Annotated in this window: 28 protein-coding genes, 3 tRNA genes and 1 rRNA gene; all 32 read right to left on the reverse strand. The window is 41.2% G+C overall.

What is annotated here, in order from left to right; all coding sequences use genetic code 11:
* Nucleotides 1-27: 27 nt before the first annotated feature.
* Nucleotides 28-438: a phosphate-starvation-inducible PsiE family protein gene (locus JOC36_RS05465; protein ID WP_205145503.1), complete on the reverse strand. Its 411-nt coding sequence runs from the start codon at nt 436-438 to the stop codon at nt 28-30.
* Between the two features lie 72 nt (nt 439-510).
* Entirely contained in the window at nt 511-1362 is an 852-nt protein-coding gene (dprA, locus tag JOC36_RS05470) for a DNA-processing protein DprA (protein WP_205145504.1), read from the reverse strand.
* Between the two features lie 46 nt (nt 1363-1408).
* Complete coding sequence (locus JOC36_RS05475; RefSeq protein WP_205145505.1) at nt 1409-2173, reverse strand: ribonuclease HII; 765 nt, start codon at nt 2171-2173, stop codon at nt 1409-1411.
* On the reverse strand, nt 2163-3041 hold the full coding sequence (gene ylqF, locus JOC36_RS05480) for a ribosome biogenesis GTPase YlqF (RefSeq protein WP_205145506.1): 879 nt from the start codon (nt 3039-3041) through the stop codon (nt 2163-2165). Before ylqF ends, JOC36_RS05475 begins: the two co-directional genes overlap by 11 nt.
* 12 nt (nt 3042-3053) lie before the next feature.
* A complete protein-coding gene (locus JOC36_RS05485) occupies nt 3054-3278 on the reverse strand; it encodes a YozE family protein (RefSeq protein ID WP_205145507.1) in 225 nt (74 codons plus the stop codon).
* Nucleotides 3279-3397: 119 nt separating this feature from the next.
* Complete coding sequence (locus JOC36_RS05490; RefSeq protein WP_205145508.1) at nt 3398-4246, reverse strand: DegV family protein; 849 nt, start codon at nt 4244-4246, stop codon at nt 3398-3400.
* A gap of 72 nt (nt 4247-4318) precedes the next feature.
* A complete protein-coding gene (locus JOC36_RS05495) occupies nt 4319-5185 on the reverse strand; it encodes a DegV family protein (protein WP_205145509.1) in 867 nt (288 codons plus the stop codon).
* Between the two features lie 202 nt (nt 5186-5387).
* A complete protein-coding gene (locus tag JOC36_RS05500) occupies nt 5388-5855 on the reverse strand; it encodes a MarR family winged helix-turn-helix transcriptional regulator (RefSeq protein ID WP_239517546.1) in 468 nt (155 codons plus the stop codon).
* Between the two features lie 138 nt (nt 5856-5993).
* Nucleotides 5994-7694, reverse strand: a complete 1701-nt coding sequence (locus JOC36_RS05505; RefSeq protein WP_205145510.1) for an NFACT RNA binding domain-containing protein — start codon at nt 7692-7694, stop codon at nt 5994-5996.
* Nucleotides 7695-7712: 18 nt separating this feature from the next.
* Nucleotides 7713-8657 carry a riboflavin biosynthesis protein RibF gene (gene ribF, locus JOC36_RS05510; protein ID WP_205145511.1) on the reverse strand — a complete coding sequence of 315 codons (945 nt, stop codon included), beginning with the start codon at nt 8655-8657 and terminating at the stop codon, nt 7713-7715.
* 22 nt (nt 8658-8679) lie between these two features.
* A complete protein-coding gene (truB, locus tag JOC36_RS05515) occupies nt 8680-9591 on the reverse strand; it encodes a tRNA pseudouridine(55) synthase TruB (RefSeq protein ID WP_205145512.1) in 912 nt (303 codons plus the stop codon).
* Nucleotides 9592-9606: 15 nt separating this feature from the next.
* Nucleotides 9607-10131, reverse strand: a complete 525-nt coding sequence (locus tag JOC36_RS05520; RefSeq protein WP_205145513.1) for a GNAT family N-acetyltransferase — start codon at nt 10129-10131, stop codon at nt 9607-9609.
* A gap of 94 nt (nt 10132-10225) precedes the next feature.
* Complete coding sequence (rbfA, locus tag JOC36_RS05525; RefSeq protein ID WP_205145514.1) at nt 10226-10585, reverse strand: 30S ribosome-binding factor RbfA; 360 nt, start codon at nt 10583-10585, stop codon at nt 10226-10228.
* A gap of 28 nt (nt 10586-10613) precedes the next feature.
* Nucleotides 10614-12977 (reverse strand): translation initiation factor IF-2, encoded by a 2364-nt coding sequence (infB, locus tag JOC36_RS05530; RefSeq protein WP_205145515.1) that lies wholly within the window; start codon nt 12975-12977, stop codon nt 10614-10616.
* 14 nt (nt 12978-12991) lie between these two features.
* Nucleotides 12992-13294 carry a YlxQ-related RNA-binding protein gene (locus JOC36_RS05535; RefSeq protein WP_205145516.1) on the reverse strand — a complete coding sequence of 101 codons (303 nt, stop codon included), beginning with the start codon at nt 13292-13294 and terminating at the stop codon, nt 12992-12994.
* Complete coding sequence (gene rnpM / locus JOC36_RS05540) at nt 13287-13583, reverse strand: RNase P modulator RnpM (RefSeq protein ID WP_205145517.1); 297 nt, start codon at nt 13581-13583, stop codon at nt 13287-13289. Before rnpM ends, JOC36_RS05535 begins: the two co-directional genes overlap by 8 nt.
* Nucleotides 13584-13613: 30 nt before the next feature.
* The gene (gene nusA, locus JOC36_RS05545; protein ID WP_205145518.1) at nt 13614-14744 is read right to left on the reverse strand and encodes a transcription termination factor NusA; all 1131 of its coding nucleotides are present in this window, start codon (nt 14742-14744) and stop codon (nt 13614-13616) included.
* 17 nt (nt 14745-14761) lie between these two features.
* Nucleotides 14762-15451, reverse strand: coding sequence for a ribosome maturation factor (locus JOC36_RS05550; protein WP_205145519.1), 690 nt, complete (start codon nt 15449-15451; stop codon nt 14762-14764).
* Nucleotides 15452-15602: 151 nt separating this feature from the next.
* Complete coding sequence (locus JOC36_RS05555) at nt 15603-16787, reverse strand: multidrug effflux MFS transporter (protein ID WP_205145520.1); 1185 nt, start codon at nt 16785-16787, stop codon at nt 15603-15605.
* Between the two features lie 44 nt (nt 16788-16831).
* Nucleotides 16832-18235 (reverse strand): magnesium transporter, encoded by a 1404-nt coding sequence (gene mgtE / locus JOC36_RS05560; protein ID WP_205145521.1) that lies wholly within the window; start codon nt 18233-18235, stop codon nt 16832-16834.
* Between the two features lie 19 nt (nt 18236-18254).
* Nucleotides 18255-19157: an RluA family pseudouridine synthase gene (locus JOC36_RS05565; RefSeq protein WP_205145522.1), complete on the reverse strand. Its 903-nt coding sequence runs from the start codon at nt 19155-19157 to the stop codon at nt 18255-18257.
* A complete protein-coding gene (locus JOC36_RS05570) occupies nt 19158-19970 on the reverse strand; it encodes an NAD kinase (RefSeq protein WP_205145523.1) in 813 nt (270 codons plus the stop codon). It lies immediately after the preceding gene.
* 18 nt (nt 19971-19988) lie between these two features.
* Nucleotides 19989-20585 (reverse strand): GTP pyrophosphokinase, encoded by a 597-nt coding sequence (locus JOC36_RS05575; protein ID WP_205145524.1) that lies wholly within the window; start codon nt 20583-20585, stop codon nt 19989-19991.
* 523 nt (nt 20586-21108) lie between these two features.
* Entirely contained in the window at nt 21109-21633 is a 525-nt protein-coding gene (locus JOC36_RS05580) for a YfcE family phosphodiesterase (RefSeq protein WP_205145525.1), read from the reverse strand.
* A 2-nt stretch (nt 21634-21635) separates the two neighbouring features.
* Entirely contained in the window at nt 21636-22232 is a 597-nt protein-coding gene (locus tag JOC36_RS05585) for an XTP/dITP diphosphatase (RefSeq protein ID WP_205145526.1), read from the reverse strand.
* Nucleotides 22233-22235: 3 nt separating this feature from the next.
* Entirely contained in the window at nt 22236-23078 is an 843-nt protein-coding gene (gene murI, locus JOC36_RS05590; protein ID WP_205145527.1) for a glutamate racemase, read from the reverse strand.
* Between the two features lie 11 nt (nt 23079-23089).
* Entirely contained in the window at nt 23090-23296 is a 207-nt protein-coding gene (locus JOC36_RS05595) for a hypothetical protein (RefSeq protein ID WP_205145528.1), read from the reverse strand.
* A gap of 12 nt (nt 23297-23308) precedes the next feature.
* The gene (locus JOC36_RS05600) at nt 23309-23920 is read right to left on the reverse strand and encodes an HAD family hydrolase (RefSeq protein ID WP_205145529.1); all 612 of its coding nucleotides are present in this window, start codon (nt 23918-23920) and stop codon (nt 23309-23311) included.
* Nucleotides 23921-24023: 103 nt separating this feature from the next.
* Nucleotides 24024-24095, reverse strand: a tRNA-Gly gene (locus JOC36_RS05605).
* Nucleotides 24096-24103: 8 nt separating this feature from the next.
* A tRNA-Thr gene (locus JOC36_RS05610) sits at nt 24104-24176 on the reverse strand.
* Nucleotides 24177-24185: 9 nt separating this feature from the next.
* A tRNA-Val gene (locus JOC36_RS05615) sits at nt 24186-24258 on the reverse strand.
* A gap of 5 nt (nt 24259-24263) precedes the next feature.
* Nucleotides 24264-24358, reverse strand: a 5S ribosomal RNA gene (gene rrf / locus JOC36_RS05620); the annotation flags it as partial.

The following is a 24358-nucleotide window of genomic DNA, read 5'->3' on the forward strand; positions in this document are numbered from 1 at the left end:
ATTTGAAATTTAGCAAAATTTCATTGCTTAATGTTCTTGAACGGAAGTATTGCTCTTCTTAAACAAAATAATGGCAATCACCAGAATTAAAATTGCGCCCGTCAAAATCAATGTCTTCATCGCATCATCATGGTAAACCAAGATGGCACGGATAATTGCTGTAACAGCAACATATAAATAATCTTCAAAATGAATGTTTGCATTGTTGGAGAAGAAATCTTTAATAATCACCAGAAATTCTAAACATAGAAATGCTGACAAAATGTTCTCTGAAACATCGGTGAATTCCGTCTGTGCCCCACTTTGAAATAATGGCACAATTAATTCATATAAACTCAATGCAAAATATCCAGCAATCACTAAACCAAATACCAACATAAAGAGTGTGATTAACCAATCGAACACCTTCGAAATACTTTTAAAACCTTTTGAATTCATGTTTCCTGCCTTTCAACTGACTAAATCTATTACTAAAGTATACTGGAATTAGTTAACTTAAACAAATGGCGCTCACTTGCGTCCATTCAAAATATTCTGGGCAGCTGACAAATAATTTGCTCCATCATCCAATAGCACCTGGTTACCAGCAAAAGCTTCACCGGATTTTAAAGGTGGCACGACCCAAACTTCACGATTTTCATCCACTGCAATTTGTGCCGAAACCATCGAGCCTGATTTCACACTGGCCTGACTTATCACCACATCAGACGAAAGTCCCACAATAATCCGATTCCGTTCGGGAAAATGCCATTTTTTCGGTCCAACCCAAGGGATATACTCCGTCAGGACCAAACCATTTAGACCAATGGCCTCTTGCAACCAAGCATTTTCTTTTGGATAGGCAAAGTTTAACCCTGTTCCTAAGACGGCAATCGTCTGTCCATGATGCTCCAAAGTCAATTCGTGGATTAGAGCATCGACGCCGCGGGCATTGCCTGAAACAAGCACGTAGTTTGATCGACACCACTCTGGAACCCATGCCTGTAATAATTCCTTCGTTTCCTGACAAATTTGGCGACTGCCCACAACAGCTAATTTTGGAGATGCTAACAGTGCTATATTGCCTCGATAAAACAGCACTAACGGTGGCTGAGCCAACTGTTTTAATGCATTTGGATACACTACATCCAGAATCGTTATTACAGAGCAATTTTTCAACGCTTCTAAGCGTTGCTGCCAAATAAGCTCCTGGTACCAACAACTAATTTGTTGTTTTAAATAGACGGGCCAAGACATTTCATACAAAAAAGCTAAATTACAAGTAAACATTTGCTTGGCAACAGCCCATTGCCACACCGCCCAACGCTTCTGGCAATTTAAATGCGGTATTAACATTAACCATAATAAAAAAATACGTTGCATCACGAAGTCCCCTTTCATGAAAGAGACGGTGAAACCACGTATTTTTTTATTTTTGATATTTTTTCACAGGCGCAAAGCTTTTTCGGTGAATTGGACTAGGGCCTAGTTTTTCCAAGCCCGCCAAATGGGCTTTCGTTCCATAACCCGCATTCTGAGCAAAACCATATCCTGGATATTGTTCATCATACTGCTGCATCAATTCATCACGATAATTTTTGGCTAAAATCGATGCCGCACCAATGCTAATACTGCGATCATCACCTTTAATTAATTTTTCTTGTGGTAAATCTAAATCAACTGTCATCGCATCAATCAAAAGCTCGTCGACTGGCTCTTTTAATTGCAACACCGCTTGTTTCATCGCCATGCGGCTAGCCTCATAAATATTAACGCGATCAATTTCCGCCGCATCCACTACACCAAATGCGTAGTCGACCACCTCAGCCTTAATTTGTGCATCTAAAGCTTGCCGCTTCTTTTCAGATAATTGTTTCGAATCGTGTACTGCTAGCAAATCAAAATTTTCATCAATCACAACTGCTCCAGCAACCACAGGTCCAGCTAATGGGCCACGACCCACTTCGTCTAGACCTGCGACGACCAGTCCTTGTTGCCAAGCAGCTTGTTCAAATTGTAATCTTGCTTGAAAAGCTGCTTGCTGAGCAACTAATTTGTCCTGCTTACGCTGATACTGGGCCATTAATTTTTGTACTCCAACTCGTTGATCAGCTTGCCATCGCGTTAATTGCTCTGAACTAGGTTGATTAGCTAAAGCTACTTTAATCGCACTTATGGATTCATCATTCGCCATCACTAACGACTTCTCCAATGTGATCTGCTGGCGTTTCAAGGGTATAGTTACCCAATTTGCCCCGTCGTAAATCTAACAACATCCGTTCAGCAGCTCGGTCATAATCATCCTTGAAACCGAGCTTTTGTGTAATCGCTAATAAGACATCCACATCGCTCATTGTTTCAAAACTATCTTCTGCAAGATGATAACGCTCAATAATTGCTTGTGGGTTATAATCACGCATAAAACTCAACAAACTTAAAGCAATATCATCATTATTAATCAATTGATCTTTAATCGCACCGGTCAGGGCCAAATGGGTCCCAACCCGCTGATCTTCAAACTTTGGCCAAAGTACCCCAGGTGTATCTAGTAATTCCAGATTCGTTGGTGTTTTTAACCACTGCAATTTCTTCGTTACACCAGGCCGGTCACCAGTCACCGCCACGTTTTTGGTCACCAAATGATTCAACAAAGTTGATTTCCCCACATTTGGAATGCCAGCAACTAAAGCACGAATTGCTTTATCTTTAACCCCTTTTTCGGCCAAATTTGCCCATTTGTCCGCTAAAACATCCCGAGCAGCTTTAGTAATCAGCTGGGGGGTTTTATGATTCCGAGTATCTAGCGCAATGACTGCCAAGCCTTGATCTTTAAAATATTGCACCCATTCCTTTGTCCGAGCGGGGTCCGCCAAATCAGTCTTAGTTAAGACGAATAAGCGTGGTTTGTCACCCAAAACCTCATCCAATTCCGGATTTCGAGATGATGCGGGAATACGTGCGTCAACCAACTCAAAAACAATATCTACATATTTCAGATTCTCGCGCATTAAGCGAAAAGCTTTTGCCATATGGCCTGGGTACCATTGAATAATTTGTGCCATTAAGCGCCTCCTTTAGCCTGCATCTGCTGCAAGGTACATTTCCCATGCTTCATCAAAGGTAGTCACCGTATGCAGATAGTTGGCGTTTTCTTCTAAGTATCGTGAAATTTCATCGAAGTCTTCACTTTGCTTTGGAAATTGTTGATCGTGAAAAGCTCCGTTAGCAAAGGTCTGGACATCATTGGCCGCACCGGGATTCCGTTGTGTCATCAGCCAATTATAAAATGAACGTCGCATCCGTCAGTCCTCTTCTTTCCTAGTTCTTTTAATATTGGTCTATTCTACCATAAATTAGCTTGTTTTCATGAATAACTCGCATGCAAAAAAGCAACCAATTCAATTGGTTGCTTTGTCGCTTAATTATATTCGATACTAATTCCCATCGCATTTGGACCAGTATGTGTAGCCACAGTTGGTGACGTTTCATAGATATGGTATTCTGCATCCGGGAAAATTTCTTTAATTTCATCTGATAGCGCTTGGGTCTTTTCTGGAATCCCAACATGCGCAATATCGACACGCTTCACACCATTTGGTGCTTGCTTCATTTTTTCAATAATGCTGTCAATATACTTACGGATTGCCTTTGATCCGCGGCCCTTAACTTCAACTTCAATATCACCCTTAACGACGTGCGCACCAACTTGAATATTCATCAACCCAGCCACAAAGCCTGCCGTCTTTGACAAACGGCCGCCTTTAACCAAATTATCTAGCTCTGCCACAGTCAAATACAAGTCAGTCTTATCATGTGTTTCTTGAACCTTTTGTAAGACTTCTTCCTTGCTGGCACCAGCTTGAGCTGCCTCAGCTGCCGCCAAAACTTGGAATGCCTCAGAACGATCAATAAAATCAGAATCAATCACTGTTACATCCGCATTAACCATCATAGCAGCTTGCTTAGCCGCATCAACAGTCCCAGATAGTCCTGATGTCAAATGAATTGAAATAATTGATGTTGCACCTTCATTTGCCAACTTCTCATATGCTTCAGTGAAAACACCCAAAGCAGGTTGTGATGTCGTTGGTAAGTTTTCAGCATCCGCCATCTTTTGAACAAATTCATCACGTCCAATTGTCACACCATCTTGATAAACTGTACCGTCAACCATTACCGTTAACGGAATAATTGTAATATCATACTTTTCAGCTTCTTCAGGGCTAATTAGCGCTGTTGAATCTGTAACAATTTTAACTTGTGCCATGTTTAATTCCTCTCAAAATTCAATGCGATAGTTTTATTATTGCACGTCAATCACTGACAAGCAACAGGTAGGCTATACTGATGCTGGATCACGCATCCAACCAAGTGCAAGTGCCCCCGCTCCTAAATGCGTACCAATTACGGGACCAAAATAGCTCAATTCAAAGTCAACATTGGGGAACTTCTCAGCCAGTTCTTCAAGCCACTTTTGTCCATCAGCTTCATTATTTGAATAAATAACCAACGCCTTGATTGGATAGTCAGCTTGCTCGACTGCATCAGCAAACAGACTTTCCGTCCGAGCCAAGGCCTTCTTCATTGACCGAACCTTCTCAAAAGGCACAATGTAATTTGTTTGATTATCAAATGTCAAAATTGGTTTAACCTTCAACATTGACCCTAAAAAGGCCGAAGCATTTGATAAGCGTCCACCACGTGCCAAATTTTGCAAATCATCGACAACAAAATATTCATCGATGGTTGCGCTTAACTCGTCCAAGACATGGGTAATTTCATCCACTGAAGCCCCTGATCGTGCCATTTGAGCCGCTTTAAGAACTAAAAGCCCCATAATGCGTACGGTTAACTTTGAGTCATATGCGTGGACGGTAAAACCATCAACAGCATCCTTCAGTCCAGCGACTGTTTTTACAGCGCCCGAGATTGTCTCTGATAAATTAATCACTAGAGCTTCATCGTAACCGGCTGCCTTTAAACGTTCAAATGTCGTAATCCATTCGCCCACAGCTGGTTGCGAAGTCGTCGGAAACGTTTCAGCAGCTGCCAATTGTTCATAAAAGCCTTCCGGATGAATATCCACCCCTTCTTGGTATTCACGACCATCCATAATGACGGGAATTGGTACCACTGTAATTTGATTTTCTTCAGCCTCTTCTGGGCTAAGATAAGCAGTCGAATCTGTAACAATTGCTAATGTCATTCATTTCCTCCTTCACCTTGTAATTTGAATAATTGCTAATAAATAGAAAGTCATAAAATAAAGACTTACACATTTTAGCATACCCCCGTACAAGAATCAGGTCTTAAATCAATAATCGTGTGATTTCGCACCAAATCTGAACTTTGTCCAATGGTAAGACAAAAAAACTCTGACAAAGCATACCGCCCGCCAGAGTTTTTTCTTATGCTGATTTAGTTAGCGATTTTTCAAGACGATTTAGCAGGATTTCAATCATCCGCTTTTCTTCATCTGACCAAACCGAAAAAACACGTGTATTAAACGCCATTTTTTGATTATCTAACTCATCTAAAGCAGTTTTACCAGCATCGGTCAACATATAACGTAGTTGACGATTGTCATGGTTCGTTGCTTCACTTGCTACCATTTCTTTTTTTAATAAAGACTTCAATTGCCGCGATAACGTTGAATTATCCAAGTGCATTTCTGTAGATAGTTGATCTTGCGTATCAAATCCGTCAGCTAAAACTGCCAGCAAGGTCCATTCTGCCACAGTTAAATTCACTTTTTTCGCCATTTTCACCAGCTCAGCTCGATATTGCTTCTCTGCAATTTCTAATGCATCCAAGATTTCTTTCATATCGACTCCCATCCGATACCGATTATTACGCTCGCGCGCGATTATGCTCATGGTTTAGTCGTCCTCCCAAAATGACAAAACTAAACACTTAACATTAATACAATAGCATATATCGGAGAAAAATGAGCATTTTTATGAAACCCTAATATTTTTTTAACAAAACAGAAACAATAACCGACCTACACCAGCTTATCCTTCACTTGGTTTTTGACGCAGTTTTTGTACCGCAGCATAAGTTGGTGTCACCGTCATCGTTGTTTGTCCTTCAAAAATGACAAAACCTGGCTTAGCACCATTAGGCTTCCGTAGACGACGCACCGGCAAATAATCAACAGGAACATTGGCTGAATCACGAGCTTTTGAGAAATAAGCTGCCAACGTTGCTCCTTCAGTCAAGGTTTGTTCACTTGGATCGTCATCATGAATAATCACGTGCGACCCAGGAATATCTTTTGTATGCATCCAAATGTCAGAACGACGGGCTGTCTTCATTGAAAGGCGTTCATTTTGCAAATTATTTTTACCAACTTCAATTAACGTACCATCACTCGCATAGAACTTTTCCGGTTGACTAATTTGTGGCTTTTGCTTTTTCTTTTGGACTCGGAGATACCCTTCTTGAATTAATTCTTGCTTGATTTCTTCAATATCCTTTGGACTTGCTAAGTCAACTTGTGCTTGCAAATTCTCAAAATAGTCTACTTCAGCCTGAGCTAATGCAATTTGTTCATTCAAATACTTTACAGAAGCCTTCAATTTATTATACTTCGTGAAATACCGTTGGGCATTTTGCGAAGGACTCAATTGATTTGATAGCTGAATTTTGAGTGGCTTATTGTCATCGTAATAGTTTGGTAATTCAACTTCCGTCATTCCCCGCTCAACATCATGCATATAGGTTGTTAAGAGTTCGCCCTTAATTTTATATTCATCGGCATGATCAGCTGCGGCTAATTCTGCTTGTTGCTTCTTAATCTTGGTTCGATTCTTCTTCAATTCATTATGAATTACTCTTAAGACCACGCTTGCCTGCTGTTGAACCCGGTCACGTTCAGACTTACCTTCATAGTAAGCATCCAACAATTCACTCAAAGTCGTGAATGTGGTTACTTCTCCCGTCACAGTTAGCCAAGGAAATGGTACATATGCCAATCCTTTCTCAGTATCAACCAATTCTGGTTCTGTTTGATTGAAGTACTCAAGCCAATTTTGTGCATGATCCATTGCATCGCCTGGTTGTTGCACAACAGCAGCTAATTCATTCGCTGAATCGCGTGAAAATCCTTGAAAACGCTGCTGAATAGCTTTAGCCAAATCGTTTTGATCTGGATTGTCCAAAATATCATTCGCTAAACCTTGTAGGCTGTCATAAGGATTTGTGACATCTTGCTTCGGTGGTTGCACGTATTTAGCACCCGGCATTAATGTACGCACTCGATTTTGATCAGCCGGTACATGCTTAATCAAATCAATAATTTTTTGACTTGCTTCATCTACCAAAAATAGATTTGAATGGCGCCCCATCATTTCCAAAATCAATACTGTTCGATCTTCATCCCCAACTTCGTTGCGACCTGAAACGACGAAACGTAAAATACGATCATTTTCGACTTGTTCCACCCGCAATAATTGCGCTCCTTCAAGATGCTTACGCAACATCATTGCAAAATTTGGCGCGGTTTGTGGATTTTTATACTTAATTTGTGAGATTTGCGCGCGTGCAAACATAGGGTGTGCACTAAGTAAGACGGGATAGTTTTTACGATTGTTCCGAACAACCAGGAAAACTTCATTCGCATATGGTTGATGAATCTTCATAATTCGCCCACCCGCCAATGTGTCATTTAATTCTTTTGCCATCGCATGTGTAAATAATCCATCAAATGCCATTGCGTTACTCCTTTCTCTTTATAAAACTTCTGAAAAATAAGCCCGAATATCAGCTTCATCTTGTTGTAGTTGTTTTTTCAAATCATCCATGCCATTGAACTTTTCTTCACCACGTAGATAATGATGCCAACGTACCTTCACTTGTTCACCATAGATATTGTGAGCAAAATCAAAGAGATAGATTTCAACTGTTTTGGGCCGGTCAGATCCAAACGTCACATTATAGCCAATCGAAGCCATACCTGGATACCAAGTTTCGCCGATTTTCATTTCAACCGCATAAACACCAACCCCAGGTAAGCGCTCATCAGCAGGCGTTTCAATATTAGCGGTTGGAAAGCCCATTTGCCGTCCACGTGCTTCACCATGCACAACGACTCCAGTTGTCTCATATGGAATGGTTAAGAAAGCCCTTAATTCATCGACATCGCCTGCATCCAGCAACGCCCGGCTATAACGTGAAGCACTCTCATGCCCTAAAACTTCTTGTTTTGGAATTTCCACAATTTCAAAACGACCATGCGCATAATCCTTCAGATGTGCCATATCCGCATTAGCATCCTTAGACCCATAGGTATGGTCAAAACCAGCTACAGCGACTTGACTATGTAGACCAACAATGTAGTTGTCAACAAACTCTTGTGGCGTCTGTTGAGCATATTGAGCCGTAAAATTCACAACGTATGTTTGGTCAACCCCTAGTGAACTAAGCAATTCTAGCTTACGTGGTAAGGTTGTGAGATATTTCATTCGCTCAGTATGTTGTTCAAAAACAATCGATGGATGATGATCATATGTTAAAACGGCCAATTTTAAACCGCGTGATTCAGCAAGCGCTTTAGCTTTCGCAATCACCTCACGATGCCCGACATGCAACCCATCAAAAAAGCCCATCGCCAACACTTTGGGGCTTGGATCAATTTTTTGTGCATCAAATGGATGGTGCAAATAATATACTTCCATAATAATTCCTGCGTCTCTATTTTTATTCGTTCTTGAAAGTCCGATATGGTCGGTACTGTTCCTTTTCAGACGACCAAGCAAATACTGATTTCACTTCTCCGTCATGTTTGACGACAATTTTCTCATCCTTCTGAGGATATTGATCAGCAGGCAAACCAATCCCATGCTTAATCCGTTCCCAAACAGCATCTGGTACATCAACAGCTGAATACTGTGCGACTGCCCGATCAATTGGGAATAACCACTCATCAATGGTCCCCTCCACATGCATCTGCTGTGCCACTGCATCAATTGTATGACTTTCAGCCAAATTGAACCCGCCTGATGCTTGGCGTGTCAATTGGCTCATCACCGAAGCCACACCTAATTTAGCTCCCAAATCAACCGCCAACGTTCGAATATAGGTTCCTTTGGATACTTTTGCCTCAAATGCAAATGACTGGGTCTGCGTGACTGCATCATAGACGGGCCTACTCATCCGTTTAAATTCATAGATTGTCGCCTGTCGGTGTGGTCGCTCCACTGTTTCTCCAGCCCGTGCATAATCATACAAGCGACGTCCATTTACCTTAACAGCTGAATACATGGGTGGAATTTGGATAATATCTCCAACTAACGTTTTCATGGCTTGATCGATTTCATCCGTGGTAAACGGCTTCAAAATTGGGATTTCATCAACAATTTCGCCATCTAAATCTTCAGTTGCTGTGGCAAAGCCAAGTGTTACAAATCCCGTATAAATTTTACCGGCCTCTTGTAAAAATTCAATTGATTTTGTGGCCTTACCAATGGCAATTGGCAATACGCCATCGACATTGGGGTCAAGCGTTCCGGCATGACCAATTTTTTTTGTATGCAATATTTTGCGCAACTTATAGACCACATCATGTGATGTCATCCCCGTTGGCTTATTAATTGGTAAAATTCCTTCCATTTTCACATTCCTTAATTATTGTTCCGCCTTTAAAGCAGCTTCAATTTCTTTAAAATCAGACCAAACCATCCCCATCATATAGCTATCATGGTAACGACCATTTGCATAAAAATGCTCACGTAATCGCCCTTCCATCTCAAAACCAATCTTCTTGTAAATATGCACTGCTGCTTCATTGTCCACGTCAACGTACAAATAAACTTTATGCATATTAATCACATTAAAAGCATATTCTAAACCAGCGGCCATCGCTTTTTGGGCTAGTCCTTGTCCTTGGAATTTTTCCTCAACAATAATTTGAATCTCAGTATTACGATGCAAATAATCAATATACATCAATTCAACGACTCCTGCGAATTCGTCATCAACATCAATCACAAATCGTCGTTCTGATTGATCCAAAACGTGCTTATCATATAAAATTTCTAGTTCATCAAATGATGTATAAGGCTCTTCAAACCACAATGCCATTACTCGTCGGGCATTTTCTTGACGATAAATATAAGGTAAGTCTCTTTTTTCAAGTGGGCGTAATTGCATGTTATTTTCCTTTTCAGTTTGTGTTTAATCCCCATTGTATCAAAGTTTATAAGCGCATACAAAAAAGGTCCGGTCGCGACCGAACCTTTTTGATTTATTTGTCAGATTGCTCTAACTGGCGAATCAGATCATCAATATGATTTCCATATTGGATTGAATCATCCTTCTTAAAAGTTAACTCAGGCGTCTTATAAATACTCAAGCGACTGCCTAATTCTTTACGAATTAACCCAGTTGCTGCATCCAAACCTTCCGCTGCCTTCTTATTATCTGATGCTAAATCAGATAATAGACTATAGTAAACCGTGGCTTGTTGCAAGTCACCAGTTACTTCAACACCGGTTACGGTTACACCCTGTACTCGAGGATCTCGCACACGTTTTAACAAAATATCATTCACTTCACGTTGAATCTCTTGCTCTAAGCGACCAACTCGGAAATTTTGTTGTGCCATTTTCGACCTCCTAATTATTCAGACAAGCTTAACGCTTGATTTCAACCATTTCGTAGGCTTCAATCACATCGCCAATCTTTTCATCATTGTAATTTTCAATCGTCAAACCGAAGTCATAACCGTTCTTAACTTCCTTAACGTCATCCTTGTAACGACGTAGTGAATTCAACTTACCATCAAAGATAACAATACCATCGCGAATCAAGCGAACTGAAGCATCACTAGTAATCTTACCTGATGTCACCATTCCACCAACAATCGTTCCAACCTTAGATACCTTGAACAATTCACGAACATCGGCCGTACCAATGATTTCTTCCTTGTATTCCGGATCAAGTTGTCCCTTCATCGCTGCTTCGATTTCGTCAATAACGTTATAGATGACACTGTGCAAACGAATATCAACATCTTCAGATTCAGCTTGCGCCTTTGCTTGTGGCGTAGGACGCACATTAAATCCAATGATAATCGCACCAGAAGCTTCAGCCAATGTAACATCTGATTCATTAATCGCACCAACCGCGGTGTGAATAATATCAACCTTAACGCCATCGACATCAATCTTTTGCAATGAACCAGTCAATGCTTCAACTGAACCTTGAACATCGGCCTTAATGATGACTGGCACTGACTTCATGTTTTCTTCAGCCATCTTGTTAAACAAGTCAGAAACTGAAACAACATTATTACGGTTACGGTCTTCAAGCAAAGCACGCTTTTGACGTTCTTCACCTGCGGCACGCGCAGTCTTTTCATCTTCAAAGACCACAAAGCGATCCCCAGCTGATGGCACATCATTCAATCCAGTAATTTCAACTGGTGTTGATGGTACGGCTTCCTTAATTCGGCGTCCACGATCATTCGTCATCGTCCGGACACGGCCATAAGTGTTACCAACCACGATTGGATCACCAACATGCATCGTACCTTGTTGAACCAAAACAGTTGCAACTGAACCACGCCCCTTATCCAAACGAGCTTCAACAACTGAACCAGCCGCACGTTGGTCTGGGTTAGCCTTCAAGTCCATCACATCAGCTGTAAGTAGAACCATATCAAGCAATTCATCAATATTTTCACCATACTTAGCTGAAATATTAACAAAGATTGTATCTCCACCGTACTCTTCAGGAATCAATTCGTATTGCATCAATTGGTTAATGACATTTTCAGGATTAGCACCAGGCTTATCAATCTTGTTGACTGCAACAATAATCGGTGTTCCAGCAGCCTTGGCGTGGTGAATCGCCTCAACAGTTTGTGGCATCACACCATCATCTGCAGCCACAACTAAGATTGTGATGTCCGTAATATTAGCACCACGAGCACGCATTTCGGTAAAGGCCGCGTGTCCAGGGGTGTCCAAGAAAGTGATTTCACGTCCATCAGCCTTCACTTGGTAGGCCCCAATATGTTGCGTGATTCCACCAGCTTCACCATCAGTCACGTGACTGTGACGTAAGTAATCCAACAATGTGGTCTTACCATGGTCAACGTGTCCCATGATTGTAACAACTGGTGCACGTGGTTGAAGGTTTTCGTCATTATTAGCTTCTTCTTCAAAAATCTTATCGATATCTGAATGGTCCACTTCGACCTTTTCTTTAGCTTCAATACCATAGTCAGTCGCCAAAAGTTCAATCGTATCAGCATCCAAGCTTTGGTTTTGGTTAACCATAACGCCAAGCATGAAGAGCTTCTTGATGATTTCTGTTGCATCCCGGTGGATCAACTTGGCGATATCTTGAACATTCATACCAACTGTATAGTTCAAAACTTCTGGTAATGGTTGTTCCTTACGTTGTGGCGCTGCAGGACGTGGTTCATTATGGCGTTGGTTGTTACGGTTTTGACCCCGTTGTCCCTTTTTACCATGGTTGTTGTTCCAATTACCATTACGGTTTTGGTTACGACCATTATTGTTGTTATTACGGTTTTGTGGACCGTTGTTTTGGCCACCCTTACCTTTAGCATTACCTTGTTGGCGTTGACCACCATTTTGTTGGTGTTGGTTACCTTGGTGTTGGTTGTTATTACCTTGATTTGATCCATGTGTCGCTGGCTTTTTCTCAGCTGACTTAGTTTGCGTGGTTGCCTTAGCACTAGCCTTTGGTTTTGCTTCAGACTTGTGCTCAGGCGCCTTGCTTGCTTCCGCCTTAGGAGCCTTTTTTGCAGATGCTTTATCAGCTGGCTTTTTCTCAGCTGACTTAGTGGCTGGCTTTGCTTTACCGGCACTACCTTGTTGCACACGCTTCTTTAAATCTTGTTCTTGTTTATCATCAATGGTCGACATGTGGTTTTTTACATCATACCCAGCTGCTGTCGCCGTTGACACTAAATCTTTTGATGAAACATCTAATTCCTTTGCCAATTCATAAATTCGCTTGGTCATGTGCCATCCTCCTATTATTCTAAGTATTCTTGCATTTTCTTTGCAAAGCCACGATTCACCACCGCAATCACTGTGCGCGGCATCCCCGTTGCATCAGCTAATTGTGCTTTTGAAAACTTTGTACACAATGGCACATCGTAACTTGTTGTTTTATCGGTAAATTTCTTTGCACTACTTGCTCCGCCATCATTGGCAAAAAAGACAAGGGACGCTTTACCATTTCGAATGGCTTTGAGAGCCATATCTTCTCCGGCTTCTAGCTTACCGGCGCGACGTGCTAAACCCAATAAATTTAAAACTTTTTGTTCATTATTCATTCTCAAACAATTCCCGTCGTGCCGCTTGATGATCAACATAAGCGATCAAATCATCATAGAAATCATCTGGTAACTTGGTTTGAAAAGCGCGATCGAAAGTCCGCTTGGCTTTGGCTTGCTCTGCAGTTGGTACATCCAACTTAATATACGCACCACGACCGTTTGCTCGACCTGATGGATCAAGTTGCACATCGCCTTCTGGGGTTTTAACCACCCGTACTAATTCTTGCTTGGCAACCATTTCACCACTCACGATATCTTTTCGCATTGGAATTTTACGTTGCTTCATGGCACGTCCCTCCTTATGCAGTTACACTGTTTAGTCTGCTGATTTCATTGCATCCGCGCGTTGTGCTTGTTGTGCTTGTTCAGCAGCAATACGTTCTGGATCTTCTAGTTCAGCAATCACGGCATCTCGTTCACTTTCAGGCTTAATATCAATCTTGTAATTGGTTAAGCGGGCAGCCAAACGTGCATTTTGACCACGCTTACCAATTGCCAATGACAATTGATAATCTGGTACAAGTACGGTAATCCCACGCTCATTGGCCGGGTCAAACAATACTTCAACAACTTCAGCTGGGTTAAGCGCATTCTTAACAAATTCAACTGGGTCTTCAGTCCATTCAACAATGTCCATGTTCTCACCTGATAATTCGTTAACAACAGCTTGAACCCGTGCACCACCTTGACCAACCATTGTACCAACGGCATCAAGATTTTCATTATGTGAATAAACCGCAATCTTTGACCGGTCACCAGCTTCACGCGCGATTGCCTTAATTTCAACCGTTCCATCATATACTTCTGGCACTTCAGCTTCAAAGAGACGCTTTACTAAATCAGGATGCGTACGTGAAACAAAAACTTGTGGACCCTTTGACTCATTTTGCACAACTGAGACCAAAACCTTAATCTTATCACCCATTTGATAATGCTCATTTGGCATTTGGTCTTCTGGCTTCATCGCAGCCTCTTGACCACCAGGCAAGATAACATATAGATAACGTGAATCTTGGCGCTCAACTTCACCAGTAATAATTTCATCTTGATAAGTAATGAAGTTATCGTAGACATTATCACGTTCAGCTTCACGAACCTTTTGCATAATGATTTGCTTAGCCGTTTGTGCCGCAAGACGACCAAAGTCAGAAGGTGTGACTTCAAACTTGATTTCATCCCCTAACTCGTAGGCTTTGTTCTTTGCAAGCGCATCCTTTAGACTCACTTCTTTGTTTTCATCTTCAACTGTATCAACAACTGTCTTAACTGAATAAACTTTAATATTTCCCTTCTTAGGATCAAAGTTAACTTCAACGTTGTCTGCTTCATTGTAGTCTTTCTCGTAAGCCTTCTTGAGTGCATCTTCAATGGCTTCGACTAATACTTCAGCCTTAATGTTTTTTTCTTCTTCAAGAGCATTAAGTGCTGTCACCAATTCCTTACTCATTTTTCTTCTCCATTACATTAAAAAGTATTTGTTTGACGCGCTTTTGCAATGACCTCACGTGGGACATGACGTTCATTATCAGCTTCATCAAGTAAGACTAATTCATCAGCATCATAACCCACTAATTGACCTGAAAATTCTTTAACACCGTCAATCTTGCGATACGTTGATAGCTCGACAAATTTATCGAGTGCCCATTCAAAATCAGCATCATCCCGCAAAACACGAGCTTGATCTAAAGCTAGATGCGCATTTTTAATCGTTGTACCAGGTAGCGACACTGCTTGTCGCTTACCCTTCTTGCCCACAACTTCTAAGACGAGTTCATCTGTATCAGCACTTTGTAGTGTCCCTGTTAAGGTTGTGGCATCATTTACCGGGGTAGTTAAGGTTACCGTAATCGTTTTTCCAAGGGCCCACTTGAAATCCTGAGGCCGCTTTAATTCACGTTCGGCGCCAGGTGATGAAACGTCCAGCAAATATGCTTCTGGGAATGGATCAGGTGTGATAGCGTCAATGGCATCACTAATCAGCTCGGTTAACATGACTAAATCATCCATGTTAATTTCACCATCTAAGCGATCCACAAGCACCCGCAAGACCATGTCTGAATCTTGCCGCTCATAACGCACATCCCACAAATCAAATCCTTTTTCGGCAAGTGCTGAATCTAAGACTTCATGGACCTTTTCGACAACTTCTGGCATTTTTAAAACCTCCCTTCAGTTTAACTTCACAAATTTAAAACAGATTCCAAAAAAATGAGCGGCCAGGCAAATAACCTGGCCACTCAACTAAGAGTCTATTTAATCAACACCATTATCATAGCATTTATTCCGCTTTCTTGCAAGAGCACTGCTAGTTTAGCACATGGCGTTGTGCATAGATAAAGAAACATACGCCTAAACTTTGTACCACAATAATTGTAATTACCAACGGTACCATCGTCGAGGTGCCACCAAGGCCAACCAATGGGGTCATCAATCCCCCCATCAAAAAGCGCATCAACCCCAATAGCCCTGATGCTGTTCCGGCATCTTGACTAATCTGTTGCATGGCAATTGCTGTGGTCATACTATTAATTCCACCAATTGGTGCAACAATGAGGAAAAAGGCTAACAAAATTAACCAAAGTGGTTGCGGTAGCACTAAGCTAATCGCAAGTAATATGCCACCAAAGACTGAAACAGCCATGAACCCTTTCAAAATCGTTTGTGGTGCATAATGATCAGCTAGTTTACCTGAAATGGCAGCCCCAAGTAATAAGCCTAACCCATTCAGGGCATACACTCCTGAGAATTCAGGAACCGATAAGCCGTACATATCTTGTAAAACAAATGATGATCCGGCAATATAAGCAAATAAACCACTCATCATAAAGGCTTGGATGAGCATCATCACTACAAAAGGTCGTTTCATCAATACTTGTTTAAAACTGCGTAGTACTTCTCGAAATGACGTTTTTACGCGCTGGTGATTAGTCTCTGGTAATTTAAAAGCAATCACAATTACCAACAAAGCGCCTAAAATCGTTAAGAACCAAAAAGCGCTTCGCCAATCTAACCAACCAATTAATACCCCACCTAACACCGGCGCCAACACCGGAAACATACCATTAATTGCTTGGTTAATGGCCACGTTCCGTGTCAAACGCACACCTTCAAAAGCATCTGTGATCATCGCTAGTGATAAGACGATTCCAGCTGCCCCGCTTAAACCTTGAATCAGCCGCAATACAATTAACACACCAATTTGTTGGCTAACAGCGATACCACCTGAAGCAAGTGTAAAAATTAAAATACCGATCATTAGTGGTTTCTTGCGTCCAATTTGATCTGATAAAGGGCCAATTAAAACTTGCCCAACAGCCAAACCAATCATTGCCGCAGTAATTGATAATTGAGCCATTGATGCCGTTGTATGCAATTCTTTTTGCATCATTGGTAATCCTGGTAGATACAAATCTAAAGCTAAGGGGCCAAAGGCACTCAGCACACCCAAGACAAAGATTTGAAAACCTGTCATTTTTTGTTCTTTTGCCATTTAAATTCTCCAAATAAAAAAGGCTTTATAAAGCCTTTATAAGTTTAACTAATGCCACCGAATACTTTGATGAATAATTCGGCAATATTAAAATAAATCAGAACCGAAGTTAAGTCCGACAATGTTGAAATAAAGGGACCTGATGCAACCGCCGGGTCAACCCCAATCGCATCCATAATAATTGGAATAAAGGCCCCGGCGACATTCGCAACAAGAATCGCAATCCCCATGGCCAACCCAACGGCCAAACCAAGTAATAAATTATGCTTCCAAACCGCAACAACAGCAAAGATGGTGATGCCAGCTGCAACCCCAATCGTGAAGCCAATCAAAATTTCTTGGACTAGCATTTTCCACAAACTAGCCGATTCTTTAAATGCTAAGCGTCGGACGGCCACCGCTAATGACTGAGTTCCAGCATTTCCAGCGGTTCCTGTAATCAAGGAAATAAACACCGCTAACACAGGTGCTGCAGCAACCACAGTGTCATAACTATCAATCACGCTTGCTGTTCCCATTCCGAGAAAGATTAAACCAATCAACCATGGTAGTCGAGTTAATGCCGACTTAAGTGGGTTTTCATCGTTGTTATCAACGTTAACCCCCGCCAAACGTGAATAGTCTTCTGTGGCCTCTTCATCAATAACATCAACAATGTCATCGACCATGATAATTCCAAGTAACTTATCATTTTCGACAACTGGCAAAGATGTCAAATTATAGTCAGCCATCAAGTGCGCAACTTGCTCCTGATCTTCATCAGGTGTTACGGCGATGATATTCGTATCCATGATATCTTGGAGCATCAAGTTATCATCAGCCAACATCAATGAACGCAAGGAAACCACACCAACTAAATTATCTTCATCATCCATCACATAAATGTAGGTAATTTGTTCCGCATCTTTAGCCGCTTGCTTCACCGCGTGCATTGCTTCAGGAATCGTTAGTTGCTGATTAATCCCGATGTAATCGTGGCTCATCAGCGAACCAGCAGTGTCTTCATCATAATTCAACAGCTCACGAATGGCCTTGGCATCATCGACGGGCATCAATGACAAATACATTCGCAAATCATGTGCGTTGAGCTGCTCTAACAAATCAACTGAGTTATCAGAATACATCTGATCTAACATCTCAGAAGCATATTGTGGCGACATTTCCTTTAACAATTCATCAGGGTCGACATCATCGTCATCCAGTGGAATGTCATCAAATACATCCGCTAATTGTTTAGGTGATAACCAATCAATCACTTGTTGACGTAGCTGAGGTGGTAGATTTAAATAAAATTGCCCCTGGTCGTAACCATGTAATTCATCAAATCCTTCTAAGAAGGCTTGTTCATCACCATGCTCCAAATTATCAACAAGCTTTTTTGCGTGTTCACTAATTTCATCACGCATATCCTCCGTGATTTCATCAGGTGTATTTGAATCATTCGCCATGGCTGCCTCCTTTACTTATTTAAACTTTAATTTGATATCCATCCAGTAATTTAACCATATCCTCAGGTAATGGTGCCGTTGTTTTACGATCTTGTTGAGCAAAAGGATCGTAAAAAGTCAAGGCATAGGCGTGCAAAGCCTGTCGTGAAATACCTTGATCCATCGGTCCCCCATAAATCTCGTCACCAACCAGTGGGTGTCCAATATGACTAAAGTGAACCCGAATTTGGTGCGTACGCCCCGTATGTAAACGTACACGTACTAAAGTCATATTGTCAAAACGATGTTCGACCCAATATTCTGTCGTCGAAGGTCGTCCGTCTTCACGCACCTCACGTCGAATAAAGTCACCATCTACTCGGCCAATTGGTCCCTCAATAATGCCATGATCATCTGGCAGATTGCCTGATACTACGGCATAGTAACGTTTGTCGACAGCATGTGTTTGTAATTGTTTATCTAACAAACCGTGCGCAAACCGATGTTTCGCTAACAAAGCAACGCCTGAAGTAAATCGATCCAAACGCGTGACAACATGTGGCACTAAGTCAGTTGATCCGTTAGCTGCTAGATACCCTTTGACGCGATTGACCATCGTCGTTTCACGATCTGCTTTACCAGGCACTGATGTCACGCCGGCTGGCTTATTCACCAATAACCAATTTTCATCTTCATAAAGGACATCCAAAGGCAGATCAGACATCGCAACCACCTCATTTGATTCCTCAGGTGGTAGCGTAATTTCAACCCGTTCGCCTGGTTTTACTTCATCCACTGTGCGCACTTGTTGACCATTTAATTCAACAGCTCCGCCACCGCGTTTAATAATTGAAAACATACGGTGCGAAACACCCTTTTGTGCCAAAAAGGCTTTTATCTTAAGGGGAGCATCCCCATCATTAACCCAACTAAATGATGCCACTTATTTTTCCTCCGGACCGATAAAGCTTGTCTTAATGCGTCGATAAAATTCCATGTGACGGTATTTAGCAAACTTAATCCGTTGCTGAGCAATCCGAAAATCAATTTTTTCAAGATTCTTTGAGACAAAGTGAAAGCTATCAAAGGCAATTTGCACTGGCTCAGTATTATCAACAGTCTTGAGCGTTACAACATCCGAATCACCTAAAATAACCGGTGAACCTAGCGTACGGAAAACCCGATTATTGATTGAACCAATTTCAGTTAGCTGCATAGCATCTAAGCTAGGCGTCACGACCGCACCACCAATGGCCTTATTATAAGCGGTTGAGCCAGTTGGGGTAGCCACAGACAAACCGTCACCACGAAAACGTTCAAATAACTCGCCGTTAATTAGAACTTCAGTTGCCAGCGTACCGAATGAACGCTTCATGACTAATTCATTGAGGGCCAAAATGCGTTGTTGGACATCTCCTGAAAAAGTTAAATCAACTTGTAAAAGCGGATAATCTACTGATTCCCCAGAATCATGCACCAGACTATCAACTAAATCATCTAATTCAAAATCTTGCCAGTCAGCATAAAAACCTAAATGACCCGTATGTACACCAATGAAGCGTACCGTATCCAACTGATCAACATACTCATGGAAAGCTGATAGTAACGTGCCATCGCCACCAACCGAAATCACGATGTCAGGTTTCTTTTGGTCAAATTCAATTCCTTCAGATTGCTTATCGGCTAATTTTTCTTCTAATTCATCTGCCGTTGCAATGGAATGTTCAACATCATTCCGATAAATTGCAATTTTCATGCTCGTCCTCACTTCAACTTATTCTGAATCATTTTCGTGGTGTAACTCCTCAAATATCTGATCAATTTCATCTGATAAATCAGCCGCACGCTTAAACTTTTCAGTCATTTCCTCTGTATATTCACCATTGTATTTATAATTAATGGCATGCTCAATCGTTGCCCAAACATTCATTTGCATCGTTCGAATTTGGATTTCAGCCAATAACTTCTTCTCACCGGTAATCGCTTGCAATGGATATTCGATGACAATATGATATGATCGATAACCTGACGGCTTCGCATTTGTGACATAATCACGTTCTTCCAAAATCGTCATATCCTTACGTTGACGTAATAAGTCAACCACCTTATAAATATCATCTGTAAACTGAGTCATAATTCTGACTCCAGCTAAATCTTCCATGTCCTGTTCGAGTCGGTCCAATTCGATATGCCGACGCACCATCTTTTCTTTAATGGCACTGACCGTCTTCACTCGTCCAGTAACAAATTCAACTGGTGTTTGGACGCCCGCTAGATTAAATTCTGGCCGCATACCACGTAATTTCACTTTTAATTCATCTACAGTTTGTTGGTATGGTTGTAACCGTACTTCCCAATCCTTGTCATCCATAATCAGTTTCTCCCAAAATCTTAATTCACTCCTACCATTGTACCAAAATCAATACACCTTAGTATCACAAATTTGGATAACAGACTTATTTTTTCTCACTTAATCAACCGATACCTGGTGCAAAACAAGCGTCTCAAATATTCTAGCCGGTCATCATTCGAAATATGGTAATTGGTATATGCCTTGTGAGCAAATTATGTCATAATAATAAAAATATTAAATGCACTTATCCAGCACGACCCCACGGAGGTTGGCCACCTATGTTATTTTTTAATAGTCCGGACACCCCTATTGAAATATTAGTCATTGTCAATTTCATCATTAGCATCGTAATTTGTCTACCCTACACCATTATTGGTTGGCGGCATAATTCCAATTTCAAATGGCTTTATACTTTACTATTAGTCACATTTGCCTGCTTAACCATATACTTTATCCTGATGTACGAAGGCCTGATATAGAAGATTTTTAAACAAATAACGCCGATAAAGAGTCGATTCTCTTTTATCGGCGTTTTCTTTTTTTATTGTGGACGTTTAAATTCGAACTGCAAACCTGATACTGGCTGCTCATCTCGCGTATAAAATTGAACCTCAAATTTATCAGGCTCAACCGACAAAATTGCATATGTACCCTTTAAATAAGCAAATTGCCCACGGGGTACTGAAATCGAACCAGGATTAAGGTATAAAATGCCATCAATCATTTCAGCCCCAAGTTGATGTGTGTGACCAGTCAAAACGACATCTACATCTTTATGTGCTGCTGCTTCAATTAATCGTGATAAATCCATCTCTGTATGATAAAGATGTCCATGGGCGATATAAATTTTGACATCAACATCTTGATATTCACGATCATCTGGGAAGAGCGAATCCATGTCCATATTCCCAATAACGGGTAGAAAATCATTAAAAACATCATCATCATGCCGTAATTCTGAATCGCCAACATAAAACATGGCTTTTACGCGATCACGATAATCATTGGCTAATTGCGCTAAAATCTTTTGGTCACCATGTGCATCTGATGCAATCAAATAATCCATATTTACGCCTCCCACCATGTATTAAATTGTTCCGCAAACTTATCAAGGGCCTTACCTCGATGTGAAATTGCATTCTTTTCATCAACGGTCATTTCCGCCAATGTCTTTTGCATTGGCTCATAGTAGAATAATGGATCATAACCAAACCCATCTTTACCTCGCGGCGCATCTAAGATTCGACCTTCAACACTACCTTGCGTAACCAATTTTTCCCCATCAGGCTTTAATGCCACAATAACAGCCACAAAGTGGGCTTGCCGTTGCTCTGCTGGTACGTCTTTTAAATTGTTCAATAGCTTTTCATTATTTGCGGCATCATTATGATCACCAGCATAACGAGCCGAGTAAATACCAGGTTCACCATTAAGCGCATCGACAACTAAACCAGCATCTTCAGCTACCACTGGCAAATCATAAGCGTCCATGATCGTTTTAGCCTTAATCGTGCTATTTTCTTCAAATGTTGTACCATTTTCATTGATTTCAGGAACATCCTTGAAGTCCAATAGTGACAAGACCTCCACACCCTTAGGTGCTAAAAATGCACGAAACTCTTTAACTTTACCTGAATTTTTAGAAGCAAAAATTAATTTTGGCATACCTTACTCTCCTTCGATTAATGTTAAATCGTTTGCATCAGTCTTCAAATGTTTAACTGATACTGGAATATCCAACCAGCGGGTCGCAATTTCTCCAAAAGTATCGACTGATCCAGTCGTATAATATTGATCAACTTCATGATTAGACATTGGATAAATACCATGACGAGCATCACTATCATCTAAGATTTGCTCAACCAAATTGATAGCTTCTGCCCCCGCATTTACCAGTGTCACTTCATCACCAACTACTTCTTGGATTTCATCCATCAACAATGGAAAATGGGTGCATCCAAGAATTAACGTGTCGATTCCTGACCCAGCTAATCCAGCAAGTTGCTCTCGCACGATGGCAAGTTTTTTATCATGATCTTGTTCATTCGACTCTACTAGGGTCACTAAATCTGGCGTGGCAAGTTGATGAACGTCGATACCGGGATTACCAGCCATTAAACCATTATAATAGGCGTTCGAATCAACAGTCCCTTGCGTTGCAATGACACCAACAACATTATTGTCTGTTGCGTTTAATGCTGCTTCAACACCAGGTTGAATCACACCCACAACAGGAATTGGTAAGTGTTCTTGCAATAAAGGTAATGCAGCAGCTGTAGCCGTATTACAAGCTATGACCAACAGTTTAATTCCATCAGCCGTTTCATTTAAATAATGGCCAATTTGTAATGAAAATTTTGCAACTTCTTCAGTCCGGCGCGGCCCATATGGCATTCGTAAAGTGTCACCCACGTATTTAACTTGTTCATTCGGTAATTGATATAAGGCTTGCTTAACTGCAGTTAAACCACCAACTCCTGAATCCATATAACCAATAGCACGATTATCCATTTACACCACTCCTATAACTTTAAAAACACATCAATTAAATTCCCAAGACTCAGTAAAGCAAATGCAATTCCAATGGCAGCATAGAACACGCTACTAAAACGACGATTACGTTTATAGCGTGAGGACGCAAATGCAATTAAAGCAATGGCAACAATTGCAAAAGATACGACTAACACCACCGATACCCAGAGTGGGTGTTCTGGTCTAACATGACTCATATTCATTTCCTCTTAACTTAACTCTAAAATATCTTGTGGCTGATCAAAAATATAATCAGCTTCTCCAAATAGCGAAGTATCTTTAACGCCCCAATGGGCTAAGCCAAATTTAGCTTTTGCCCTATGGGCAGCTTGCATATCGTGGACCGAGTCCCCAATGTAAATACTTTCTTCAGGTGTCACCTCTAGCTTATGCATCGCTTTTTCAATAGGATCCGGATAGGGCTTCATCCGTTCTGTATCCCCAGCGAAAACAAAGGTATCAAAGTATTGATCAATATTAAAAGCGTTAGAATGATTTGCGTATTCTTCAGCCGTATTCGAGGTTACTAGGCCCATAGTATGCTGCTGTTTTAACTGACTTAATGTTGACTTTAGGCCATCAAAAACACTCACTTCATCCCAAAAATCATGATAGTGAGATTGCCAATCGCGCTGTACTTCGCCTGGATTTGGTATGTTCAAAAACTCTAGTGCCTCATATGAAGGAAGTCCAAACGTTTTATAGACATCATCATACGTAAAATCATAACCACGCTGCTTCAAGGTATGTAATAACGACAACATGTACATTTTTTCTGTATCTAAGATTGTCCCATCAACGTCAAATATAAAGGCTTGCATCATATTAAGCTCCAATTCTTTCTTTAATATCCATTGTATCAATTTTATAGCAAATAAAAAACGCTTCTCAACAAACCGTTGAGAAACGTTTACTTTTATATGAAGCGAACTACGGGATTCGAACCCGCGACCCCCACCATGGCAAGGTGATGTTCTACCACTGAACTAAGTTCGCATGATATATGCCGACTAAAGGACTCGAACCTTCGACCCTCGCTTTACAAGAGCGATGCTCTACCAACTGAGCTAAGTCGGCAATATATAATGGACGATACAGGGATCGAACCTGTGACCCCCTGCTTGTAAGGCAGGTGCTCTCCCAGCTGAGCTAATCGTCCAATACGCATTGCGACGTCCTATCCTCGCAGGAAGAGATCCTCCAACTACTTTCGGCGCTATTGAGCTTAACTTCTGTGTTCGGTATGGGAACAGGTGTGA

Source organism: Weissella uvarum (genome assembly GCF_016908785.1).
GTDB classification, from domain to species: domain Bacteria; phylum Bacillota; class Bacilli; order Lactobacillales; family Lactobacillaceae; genus Weissella; species Weissella uvarum.